Here is a 12,021-nt window from a genome sequence, read left to right as displayed (position 1 = left end):
ATGAAAAGGCGCTCTGTCGGAAGTTCGGATTGAGGTAGGTACATGTCGCCGTGGCTGACAGTCGTGGGAATCGGAGAAGACGGTTACAAGGGGCTCGGCAAGAACGCCAGACACGCTCTGCTGCATGCTGATCAGGTGTTCGGCGGCCCGCGCCAGCTGGCGTTGCTGCCGCCATGCATTCGCGCCGAGCGACGTGCGTGGCCGAGCCCTTTCTCGTTGAACCCTGTGCTCGAGCAGCGGGGTGCCGAGATCTGCGTGCTGGCCAGTGGCGACCCTATGATGTTCGGCGTCGGCGCCAGTCTTGCACGCGTGGTCAGCATTGACGAAATGCGTATTCTGCCTGCGCCCTCCTCTTATTCTCTGGCCGCCGCCCGCCTCGGCTGGCCACTGCAGGACGTCGTCACCCTGTCAGTGGTTGCCCGGCCGGTGGCAGCGCTGAATGCGCACTTCCACCATGGCATGCGTCTGCTGGTGTTGAGCAACGACGGCAGCAGCCCCGCCGTGATTGCCGGTTTGTTGCGCGAGCGCGGCTTTGGTCCAAGCCGCATGACCGTCCTGGAGCATCTGGGTGGCGAAGCCGAGCGGCGCGTCGAAGGGCTGGCCAGCGCGTGGGGCAACCCCGAGGTTGCCGCGCTGAACCTGGTTGCCATCGATTGTCGCGCCGACGCCACCGCCATCCGTCTAAGCCCCATTTCAGGTCTGCCGGACAGCGCCTTCGAACATGACGGCCAGCTCACCAAGCGCGACGTACGCGCCATCACCCTCGCCCGCCTTGCACCGCTGCCGGGCGAACTGTTGTGGGATGTCGGCGCGGGCTGCGGCTCCATCGGCATCGAATGGATGCGCGTGCACCCGACCTGCCGGGCGATGGCCATCGAAGCCGACGAAGGCCGCCAGCAACTGATCGAATTCAACCGCGACGCACTCGGCGTGCCCGGCCTGCAACTGGTGCGGGGCAGCGCGCCTCAGGCACTGAGCGGTCTGGAACGCCCGGATGCGATTTTCATCGGCGGTGGCGTGACGCGTATCGGCGTGCTGGAAACCTGCTGGGAACAGCTGCGCCCAGGCGGCCGACTGGTCGCCAATGCGGTCACCCTGCAAAGCGAAACCGCCTTGATGGCCTGGCGCGAACGGCATGGCGGCGAGCTGACCCGTATCCACGTCGCCCACGCACAGCCCCTTGGCGAATTCGATACGTGGCGTCAGGCGTTGCCGATCACCCTGCTGGACTTAGTCAAACCCTGATGCGCGAAGAAACCGCCGAACAGCCTGCGCCACTGCGCAGTGGCCTGACCACTGGCAGCTGTGCGACCGCAACCAGCCTCGCGGCGGCGCGACTGCTGCTCTGCGGGCAGGTCAGCGACGCGGTAGACATCGTCCTGCCCAAGGGCAAACAGGTGCAGATGCGTCTAGAATTCTGCCGGCTTGTGGATAACGTCGCGGAAGCCGCAACGCTCAAGGATGCTGGCGACGATCCGGATGTCACCCACGGCGCACTGGTTTTTGCCCGCGTCAGGCTGCAAGCGGCAGCAGGCGTGCGCTTCGTTGCAGGTGCAGGTGTCGGCACCGTGACCCGCCCCGGGCTGGTGCTGGCAGTCGGTGAGCCGGCCATCAACCCGGTGCCTCGGCGCATGATGACCGAGCACTTGCTGCAACTGGCCGAAGAACAAGGCTACAGCGGCGGATTCGAGGTCACGATCGGCGTCGAGGGCGGCGAGGCGCTGGCGCTCAAGACCATGAATCCGCGCCTGGGCATTCTCGGCGGACTGTCGATTCTGGGCACCAGCGGGATTGTCCGGCCGTTCTCCTGCGCAGCCTATATCGCCTCGATCCATCAGGGCATCGACGTCGCCACCACCAACGGCTATCGGCATATCGCCGCCTGCACCGGCAATGCCAGCGAAGACACCATGCGCCGCGTCTACAAAATTCCGGACATCGCACTGATCGAGATGGGCGACTTCGTCGGTGCGGTGCTCAAGCACTTGCGCAAGGTGTCTGTGGATAAGTTGAGCGTGTGCGGTGGCTTCGGCAAGATCAGCAAGCTGGCCGCCGGCCATATGGACCTGCACAGCCGCCATTCCAGCATCGACCTGCCACAGCTGGCGCACTGGGCTGCGGATGTCGGCGCGGATGCGGGCCTGCAACAAAGGATCCTTGAAGCCAACACCAGCCAGCAAGCGCTGGCGATGAGCGCTGCGGCAGGTGTGCCACTGGGTGACGAAGTGTGTCGCCACGCGCTGAATTTCGCGCGCAGCATCGTGCCTGCGAGCGTTCAGGTGGAGGTCTTCGCCATTGATCGTCAGGGCGGGCTGGTGGGTCAGGCTGGCGTTGACTCACAGAGAGAAATGACATGAAACGCATCCTGCTGTTGGGCGGTATCACCGAGGCCCTGGCCATTGCGCGAAGGCTCGGGCCTGAGCACATCTACAGCCTGGCGGGCGTGGGCCGGGTGCCGTCGGATCTGGCCTGCCAATTGAAGGTCGGCGGTTATGGCGGCGCCGAGGGCATGGCGCAGTACATGGGCGAACAGGGCGTCGACCTGCTGCTGGACGCCACCCATCCGTATGCCGCACAGATCAGCCACAACGCAGCGCGTGCGGCCAAACTGGCAGGCATTCCCTGCTGGGCCTTGCGCCGCACCGCATGGCAGGCAGGTCCAGAGGATGACTGGCGCGAAGTGGCTGACTGGTCAGAACTGACCACTGCCCTGCTCCCCTTCAAGCGCCCGCTGTTCACGCTGGGTCGCGAGCCCTTGCAGCATCTGGACGAAATCCCGCCGCACCAGTTCTGGACACTCCGGGCACTGGACGACTACCCCGGCAACGAACGCTGCGAAGTGATCGGCGCACGCGGCCCATTCATGCTGGAAGACGAACGCCAGTTGTTCGAACAACGCCACATCGACGTACTGATCAGCAAAAACAGCGGCAGCAGCTCCACCGAACCCAAGCTCGATGTCGCCCGCGAACGCAGCCTGCCCGTCCTGATCCTCAAACGCCCGCAGTTGCCTGACGTCGATAGGCTGTTCTGGGGTGTGGATGAGGTGCTGGAAGCCTTGGGGCTGGATTAATGAACCGTCTTTAGTCCTCACTGATACCCCTGAAAACACCTCGGACCTGTGGGGGCTTACTCACGAAAAGGCCAGTGCAGCCGCTGAAAATCTGTTGATCCGTTAATACGCCTTCGCGAGCAAGCTCACTCCCACAAGATCAGCGGTGCTGCAGAATATCCACATGGCTCGAAATACCCCGAGCCTGCGGAAATAAGCCACATAGTTTGAAAACACCTCGGACCCGTGGGAGTGAGCTTGCTCACGAAGAGGCCAGTACAGTCGCTGGAAATCTGTGATCCGTTAATACGCCTTCGCGAGCAAGCTCGCTCCCACAAGATCAGGTGCTGCAGAATATCCACATGGCTCGAAATACCCCGAGCCTGCGGAAATAAGCCACATAGTTTGAAAACACCTCGGTCCCGTGGGAGTGAGCTTGCTCACGAAAAGGCCAGTGCAGTCGCTAAAAATCTGTTGATCCGTTAATGCGCCTTCGCGAGCAAGCTCCCACAAGGTCAGCGGTGCTGCAGAATATCCACATGGCTCGAAATACCCCGAGCCTGCGGAAATAAGCCACATAGTTTGAAAACACCTCGGTCCCGTGGGAGTGAGCTTGCTCACGAAGAGACCGGTACAGCCGCTGAAAATCTGTTGATCCGTTAATATGCCTTCGCGAGCAAGTTGGCTCCCACAAGGTCAGCGGTGCTGCAGAATATCCACATGGCTCGAAATACCCCGAACCTCTGGAAATAAGCCACATAGTTTGAAAACACCTCGGTCCTGTGGGACTGAGCTTGCTCACGAAGAGGCCGATGCTGCCGCTGAAAATCTGTTGATCCGTTAATACGCCTTCGCGAGCAAGCTCGCTCCCACAAGATCAGCGGTGCTGCAGAATATCCACATGGCTCGAAATACCCCGAACCTCTGGAAATAAGCCACATAGCTTGAAAAAACCTCGGTCCCGTGGGAGTGAGCTTGCTCACGAAAAGGCCAGTGCAGTCGCTAAAAATCTGTTGATCCGTTAATGCGCCTTCGCGAGCAAGCTCGCTCCCACAAGATCAGCGGTGCTGCAGAATATCCACATGGCTCGAAATACCCCGAGCCTGCGGAAATAAGCCACATAGCTTGAAAATACCTCGGAACTGTGGGACTGAGATTGCTCACGAAGAGGCCGATGCAGCCGCTGAAAATCTGTTGATCCGTTAATACGCCTTCGCGAGCAAGCTCACTCCCACAAGGTCAGCGGTGCTGCAGAATATCCACATGGCTCGAAATACCCCGAACCTCTGGAAATAAGCCACATAGCTTGAAAAACCCTCGGTCCCGTGGGAGTGAGCTTGCTCACGAAGAGGCCGATGCAGCCGCTGAAAATCTGTTGATCCGTTAATACGCCTTCGCGAGCAAGCTCACTCCCACAAGGTCAGTGGTGCTGCAGAATATCCACATGGCTCGAAATACCCCGAACCTCTGGAAATAAGCCACATAGCTTGAAAACACCTCGGTCCCGTGGGAGTGAGCTTGCTCACGAAGAGGCCAGTGCAGCTGCTGAAAATCTGTTGATCCGTTAATACGCCTTCGCGAGCAAGCTCACTCCCACAAGATCAGGTGCTGCAGAATATCCACATGGCTCGAAATACCCCGAGCCTTCGGAAATAAGCCACATAGCTTGAAAACACCTCGGTCCTGTGGGAGTGAGCTTGCTCACGAAGAGGCCAGTGCAGTCGCTGAAAATCTGTTGATCCGTTAATACGCCTTCGCGAGCAAGCTCGCTCCCACAAGGTCAGCGGTGCTGCAGAATATCCACATGGCTCGAAACACCCCGAGCCTGCGGAAATAAGCCACATAGCTTGAAAACACCTCGGACCTGTGGGAGTGAGCTTGCTCACGAAAAGGCCGATGCAGCCGCTGAAAATCTGTTGATCCGTTAATACGCCTTCGCGAGCAAGCTCACTCCCACAAGGTCAGCGGTGCTGCAGAATATCCACATGGCTCGAAATACCCCGAACCTCTGGAAATAAGCCACATAGCTTGAAAACACCTCGGACCTGTGGGAGTGAGCTTGCTCACGAAGAGGCCAGTACAGTCGCTGGAAATCTGTTGATCCGTTAATACGCCTTCGCGAGCAAGCTCACTCCCACAAGATCAGCGGTGCTGCAGAATATCCACATGGCTCGAAATACCCCGAACCTCTGGAAATAAGCCACATAGCTTGAAAACACCTCGGACCTGTGGGGGCTTGCTCACGAAAAGACCGGTGCAGCTGCTGAAAATCTGTTGATCCGTTAATGCGCCTTCGCGAGCAAGCTCACTCCCACAAGGTCAGCGGTGCTGCAGAATATCCACATGGCTCGAAATACCCCGAGCCTGCGGAAATAAGCCACATAGTTTGAAAACACCTCGGTCCTGTGGGACTGAGCTTGCTCACGAAGAGACCGGTTTTTCACAGCCAAATTGCGTCCCATAAGGGATAATCGCGCACGCTTTTGACTAGGTCGGCTCGAACAGGATTGGCAACGATATAACGGGCAAAATCCAAAAGGCTTTCTTCAGTACGGATGCTGACGTCGTGGAACCCGCTTTGCCAAAAAGGTCCACTGCAGCCTCTGGCTCTGTTTATGGCGATCGCGCTTTTCGATTTGACGCGATGTACAACGCTGGATAATGAGTGGCTATTCAACTGCAGCAGCCAGTGAATGTGGTCGGGCATTACCACCCAGGCTAATGAATCGGCCAGTTGCTGCTCTTGAACCTGTCGAAGTTCATCAACCAGCAGACGACCCATGCGCCAATCGGAAAAAACAGGATTTCTCTGGAATGTTTTTGCGGTGACTAAATACATTTGGCCCGTACCGGAGAATCGCCCCAAGCGCAAACGATGTGACTGTGCCCTTTCATTCATCCTAATCACCCAATGGCTGCATGCCGGGGAACGACTGTACGAAACGGGCTCACTCAGCAGTGCTCAAAGGTTTGCCCAAGTGTTTCGGATGTCCAATTGAGCTACCTTTCACTCCTTCATCGAATCCCCGGAGAATCTCCCCATGCTCAAAAAAGCATTGTTGCTGGCAGCACTGCTGCTGCCAGCCAGCCTCGTCCACGCCCATGAGTACAAGGCAGGTTCATTGCTGATTGGCCATCCGTGGTCGATGGAGCTACCGCCCAATGCACCGACGGTGGCGGCGTATTTCACTATCGATAACAAGGGTGACAGCGCCGACCGGCTGATTAGCGTCGACACGCCCATCGCCGGGCAGGCGCAGTTGCATGAGAATGTACACGCCGACGGGCTGATGAAGATGCAGCACGTGCAGGCGGTCGACATACCGGCTGGCGCGAAGGTGGCTTTCGCCCCCATGGCCTGGCACGTGATGTTGCTGGACATCAAGGACCGCTCGAAGCTGGTGGTCGGCCAGCGCTTCCCGATGACTCTGCATTTCGAAAAGGCGGGGGATGTGGAGGTACAGGTCGTGGTACAAAAACAGGCTCCGGAACACCAGCACTGAGTAACCTTCACGAGCAGGGCCGGGAGCTGAATATCCTCATTACCCCTGACGCGGCGACACGCCTGACACGCAGGTCAGATGCTGATTGTCCGGGCGCTTGATCGAATAGTGCTTTCGCGCTTTGCCAAAACAGCGGCAACAGCTTAGATTGCTCACTGCGGGGCCTGAAACCACTGAGTGGCGTTGTGATGAATTCCTCCTCATACCCGGTTTCAGGCCCCGCCCTTGCCTCAATCGCGCGCGTTTCCGATACTTCCTACCGATCAGACAGCCGATGCTGCAGTCCTCGAACTGCGCTGGCCGATACCCCCGTGCCTTCAAGCCTGACTATATGAAATGAACCGCTCGGCCAACGCCTTGAGTGGATCATCCATCATGCAGACGAATCAGCACCATGAACCTACCGCTCACCGCATCACCCCCACTGCCAGACAACCCACCTGCCAGCGATATCTACCCGCCCGCTTTCAGCCAGGTTACGCAGGAACTGGCCCGTGATCTGCTGCACCGCCTTATACCCGGGCTGGATGTTCAGACCACATCACTGAGCTACCGGGACAGCCAGGCAGCTTCAGACGACGACGGGAACCTGATCAATGCTCCGCTGATACGCAGTCTGGTCGAGTATTTCACCGGTCATCTGAACTGGGCCCACAGCGACGTAAAAGGGCTCTACGCGTCGCCCTCCTCCACGTCAAAAACGCCAGCCATCCCGCTGCTGGACGGCGCGGCCACGACCCTGTTTTACAACCAGATCAGCCAGCAACTGGAACCGTTCTACCGCCAGAAACTGGCGGACTACTGGAGCGTCGCCCCCGATGGCGGCGACACTCGGCGCAGTCAGTTTATCGCCGAACAGATCGAGTGCCTGAAAGCCGAGTGCGTAGTGCTCATCGCGCGGGGAAAAATGACCACCAACCACTATAGCCTGCTTTCGCAAGCACTGCGCCCATGCGACACCAGCCTGGCTGCAGGCATGGCGGATATTCAGGCACACAGCGTGTACAGCCTCTCGGCACGTACCGGTGAGGGTCCTCCGGTGTCGCTTTACGGTGCGTTTGTCATTGCCCGACGCCTGCGTGACGAACCGGTACAGATCGACGAAGAAGAACGTGAAGATGTCCTGCTGTTCACGCCCCACGAAGGGCTGCAGGCATTTGCGTCCTTCAAGCAACTGCACGAAACCCTGGTCAAGAAGGGAGCAGTCCTCGAATACAGGCAACACCAGGACGTTGAACAGGTAAGCCAGATCGACTTGAACACCAGCGAGCTACAAATGCAGTACACCCTGATGGAAGGCGACTTCCTGAGTCTGCTGCATGCAGGTCTGGTTTTCAGACAGCAGGCGATGTTTGCGAAGGCCGTACAACTCGCCCGTGCTCAACGCATGGACGAGATTTGTTTCGAGCAATCATTGACCCATCTGCCGGGATCGGACGTTTATTTCGACAACCACTGGCGGCTCGACAGACTGGATGCCGATCTGATTCAGAGCCAGATGCCTGAATGGTGGAAAACCATGGGCCCGTCGCAACACCAGGAATGGCTGGATCAGGCACAACGGTTTGGTGAATCGATCGTCAGCATCCGGCAAGCCAGCAAGGATAACTTCGACCAGCCGGAGAACGACAGCCGCACCTACCTCACGCGCTATATCGACAAGCAACTGGATGACATGCTGAAACGCTCGTCCATCCCGACGGCAGCGGAACGCATCACGCTGTCAATGACGTACCGTGTAGGCACTGAAGTGCAGGAGATTACCGGCGCCCCCGTGCCACCGGCAACCAGTACTCTGCAGGTATCACTCAGGCAATTGGCGCATGACCGTGCTCACCGTATTCTGGTCGAGGACGCACTGGTAGTCCGGGCTGTCGATGACACCGGTGCCGTCATCACTCGACTGGAAAAGTCAGCGATCAAGGCGCTGGTAGAGGCCATAGAGGACCCGCGGCATCTCAGTGATTACCTCGACCTTCATCTGAGGACCTCGGCCTACGCACAGCAACTGAAAAGATTGCAAAAGGCCATGCTGGAGGCGCAGATGAAGATGGTGCTGCTGGAGCTGGAGCAGCAGACTTTTGCACCGTCAGGCCGCGAGTGGATCAAGGCGGTGCTGGACTCCCCCGCGCCGCAAGGACGTCCGACCGTCAACGGCGAAGCCATAGAGGTCAGGTTTTTCAGCGTCAATCAATTCAAGATGACCAATGTCATGTTGATTGCCCCCGCCGCAAAATTCGAAAAGGGCCCCTTGGTACTGTGCACCCTGGATGCTCCGGACGGTATCGTTTTCCGCTGGTTCTACAGCATGTTTCATCTCACCACCAGCTTTCTGGAGGAGGCGCCGTTCCAGCAGTATCTGCTTGAGCAAATACCGCTTTCCAGGCGCCTCGAGACACTGCGCGCCATGCAATACGAAAAGGAAGCGAAGCATTGGCGCCCGCCAGAGGTATTGACTCAACTGACGCTTGTACCTATCCCGCCCAGGCTGCTGCGCCCGGTCGTGTTTGTCACACAGAGCAAGGACATTTATGAGGAAAGTCACGAGACCAAGATCGATCAGTTGATCAACGAAGCCAAACGGCAGATGAGTCAGGCAACCGGCAGGGGGCAATCGGCCCGGGGATTCGACCTGATCGCCGGCATTGCGATTCTGTTTTTGCCTGATCCGATCATGCTGCCTGTCTCGTTGGGGGTAGGCCTGTACAAGACCTGGAGTGCCTTTTCAAAAATCGATGAGAACGATCTGGAAGGTGCTGCCGAAGAGTTCCTGAGCGCCATCAGCTATCTGGCCATCGCCTTGGTCGGCCACCTGGCGCTGGCCCTGAAACCGGCAGTCAACGCGACAAAAAAGCCAAGACGCCCGCACCTGATACGCAGGGTCGGCCGTGACGGTCAGGTACAGATCGGCTACCTCCTGTCGCATTCCAAGGCCCCGCGTTTTGCAAACTCGAAACTGATCGTCGCCATGGACCCCAAACGCTTCGTTGCCATTGAAGTAGAAGGCCAGACCTGTTTTCTGAGCCGGCGGGCCAACATGTTCGGTCACTCACGCCTTTATCGGGTCAACCCGATGGATACAACGCAACTGGTGCACGAGCAGGAGTTTGCCCTGCGCAGCACCAGCGGCACCTGGAAAGTCGTCGGCAAACAGATACCACGCATGAGCAAGACGGCAATCCGCAATGCCCAGTCCCGGCTGGCCAGCCTGACCACTCTCTGGCCGGCCTCTCTGGAGGAAGCCAGTAGTACTGAACGCCTGAAGTTCGAGAGCGATTACCTGGCGCTGGCCCAGACATCCAATGCAGAAAACTATTCCGAAATAGTCGCCTACGTGGAAAGCGGTTCAACGGACATCAACCCGCTGCTGCGAAGCGGCGTGCGCAACGCCACCACGCGCAGGTTTTTACGTCAGTTCCATAAACTCAAGGCGTGGGAAGGCACTGCCTTTCGCGCCACCTATGTGTCCAGCGACGGGGTGGCCTGCCTTGAACGCGAGGTGGGTTCGGTGTTCACCGACAACGGCGTGCAGTCTGCATCGGTGTCGCGAGCCAATGCCTCCAGATGGAGCCAGGACGGGTTCGTGAGTCGCAACGCCAATGCCGAAAACCACCCGGTGTTCTTCATCTTTGCACCGGCGGTGCCCAAGAAGAACATGTTCACCGGTTTTCTTGGCGACCACGTGGCAATCCCGCCAGGCACGTGCGTGCAACTGGGCGCGACCAAACGGATCAACGGACAGCTGTTTGCCTGGTTCGATGCGCCCGAACAACTGGTTGATCAGACCTACGATCTCTATACCGGAGAACAGGAACTCTGGGTCTGAAACCCGCAAGCGGCTGATCCGGGAACCCGGCCGTAACTGGCCGGCGCTCCTGCAAGGCAGCCTTGCACCATTGCAGAGCCCGCAGCGCACGCTGGACAAAGTCGGGTTCCACCTTGGTGCACACCCTCCCCGAACCGCGACACATTCGTTCCATTTTGCGACGTTCCTACATTGGCCCAGACCTTGCTAAAGCTTGGAAGAGCAACGAAATGCACCGCCGCCAAACCTCAAACAATGTACTAAGGGAGCCAGTCAATGAAGCGTCGCAGCCTGATCAAAGCCTTTACCCTGTCCGCATCGATCGCCGCCATGGGACTGACCTGGACCGTTCAGGCTGCCGAGACCATCAAGGTCGGCATTCTGCATTCGTTGTCCGGCACCATGGCCATCTCCGAGACGTCGCTCAAGGACATGGCCTTGATGACCATCGACGAAATCAACGCCAAAGGCGGCGTCAACGGCAAGATGCTGGAGCCGGTCGTCGTCGACCCGGCGTCCAACTGGCCGCTGTTCGCGGAAAAAGGCCGTCAGTTGCTGACTCAGGACAAGGTCGCCGTGGTATTCGGCTGCTGGACATCGGTGTCGCGCAAATCAGTGCTGCCGGTCTTCGAAGAACTCAACGGGCTGCTGTTCTACCCGGTGCAGTACGAAGGCGAAGAGATGTCGCCCAATGTTTTCTACACCGGCGCTGCGCCTAACCAGCAGGCCATCCCTGCCGTCGAATATGTCATGAGTGAAGATGGCGGCTCGGCCAAGCGCTTCTTCCTGCTCGGCACCGACTATGTGTACCCGCGTACCACCAACAAGATTCTGCGCGCCTTCCTGCATTCCAAAGGCGTGAAAGATACCGATATCGAAGAGGTCTACACCCCGTTCGGTCACTCCGATTATCAAACCATCGTGGCCAACATCAAGAAGTTCTCCGCCGGTGGCAAGACGGCCGTTATCTCCACCGTCAACGGCGACTCCAACGTGCCGTTCTACAAGGAACTGGCCAACCAGGGCCTGAACGCTACCGACGTACCGGTTGTGGCCTTCTCGGTAGGCGAAGAAGAACTGCGCGGCATCGACACCAAGCCACTGGTAGGCCATCTGGCCGCCTGGAACTACTTCCAGTCGGTGGAAAACCCGGTCAACAAGAAGTTCGTGGCTGACTGGACGGCCTACGCCAAAAAGAAAAACCTGCCAGGCGCTGACAAGGCTGTGACCAACGACCCGATGGAAGCCACGTATGTCGGCATTCACATGTGGGCGCAGGCGGTCGAGAAAGCTAAATCCACCGACGTGGACAAGGTCCGTGAAGCCATGGCCGGCCAGACGTTCGCAGCGCCGTCGGGCTTTACCCTGACCATGGACAAGACCAACCACCACTTGCACAAGCCCGTGATGATCGGCGAAATCCAGGACAACGGTCAGTTCAACGTCGTCTGGCAGACCAAAGAGCCGATCCGCGCCCAGCCATGGAGCCCGTACATCCCTGGCAACGACAAGAAGCCGGACGCCCCGGCGAAGAGCAACTGACGGATCAACGCTGCTTGATCGTTCCCACGCTCCAGCGCCAAGCGTTATAGACAGGTCCTGAAGCCCGCGAAGTCCGGGGTTTCAAAGCTTCTGCCCACAGGGCGTAGGAGCGACCGGGG

7 protein-coding genes are annotated in these 12,021 nt (G+C 58.5%); 6 read left to right on the top strand and 1 reads right to left on the bottom strand.

Annotation, left to right across the window (positions count from 1 at the left end):
- The first annotated feature begins 42 nt into the window (after positions 1-42).
- From cbiE to LIX91_RS14265, 3 genes are read left to right on the top strand one after another with little or no spacing between them, the layout of a single operon-like run.
- Positions 43-1,245 (top strand): precorrin-6y C5,15-methyltransferase (decarboxylating) subunit CbiE, encoded by a 1,203-nt coding sequence (gene cbiE, locus LIX91_RS14275; protein WP_226488661.1) that lies wholly within the window; start codon positions 43-45, stop codon positions 1,243-1,245.
- Positions 1,245-2,357: a cobalt-precorrin-5B (C(1))-methyltransferase gene (locus LIX91_RS14270; RefSeq protein ID WP_226488660.1), complete on the top strand. Its 1,113-nt coding sequence runs from the start codon at positions 1,245-1,247 to the stop codon at positions 2,355-2,357. The genes cbiE and LIX91_RS14270 overlap by 1 nt, the downstream gene beginning before the upstream one ends.
- On the top strand, positions 2,354-3,073 hold the full coding sequence (locus LIX91_RS14265; protein ID WP_226488659.1) for a cobalt-precorrin-6A reductase: 720 nt from the start codon (positions 2,354-2,356) through the stop codon (positions 3,071-3,073). The genes LIX91_RS14270 and LIX91_RS14265 overlap by 4 nt, the downstream gene beginning before the upstream one ends.
- 2,419 nt (positions 3,074-5,492) lie before the next feature.
- On the opposite strand, the gene LIX91_RS14260 is transcribed toward LIX91_RS14265, so the two are convergent.
- Positions 5,493-5,951: an REP-associated tyrosine transposase gene (locus LIX91_RS14260; protein ID WP_226488658.1), complete on the bottom strand. Its 459-nt coding sequence runs from the start codon at positions 5,949-5,951 to the stop codon at positions 5,493-5,495.
- Between the two features lie 142 nt (positions 5,952-6,093).
- On the opposite strand from LIX91_RS14260, the gene LIX91_RS14255 reads away from it, so the two are divergent.
- From LIX91_RS14255 to urtA, 3 genes are all read left to right on the top strand, one after another.
- Positions 6,094-6,555 (top strand): copper chaperone PCu(A)C, encoded by a 462-nt coding sequence (locus LIX91_RS14255; protein WP_226488657.1) that lies wholly within the window; start codon positions 6,094-6,096, stop codon positions 6,553-6,555.
- A 394-nt stretch (positions 6,556-6,949) separates the two neighbouring features.
- The gene (locus LIX91_RS14250; protein ID WP_226488656.1) at positions 6,950-10,381 is read left to right on the top strand and encodes a dermonecrotic toxin domain-containing protein; all 3,432 of its coding nucleotides are present in this window, start codon (positions 6,950-6,952) and stop codon (positions 10,379-10,381) included.
- A gap of 255 nt (positions 10,382-10,636) precedes the next feature.
- Positions 10,637-11,902 carry an urea ABC transporter substrate-binding protein gene (gene urtA, locus LIX91_RS14245; protein WP_226488655.1) on the top strand — a complete coding sequence of 422 codons (1,266 nt, stop codon included), beginning with the start codon at positions 10,637-10,639 and terminating at the stop codon, positions 11,900-11,902.
- The last annotated feature ends 119 nt before the right edge of the window (positions 11,903-12,021 follow it).

It is taken from the genome of Pseudomonas sp. B20, assembly GCF_020515755.1.
Taxonomy (GTDB): Bacteria; Pseudomonadota; Gammaproteobacteria; order Pseudomonadales; family Pseudomonadaceae; genus Aquipseudomonas; species Aquipseudomonas syringae.
Note: the sequence above shows the minus strand (reverse complement) of the source record. Positions and strands in the feature narration are given on the sequence as shown.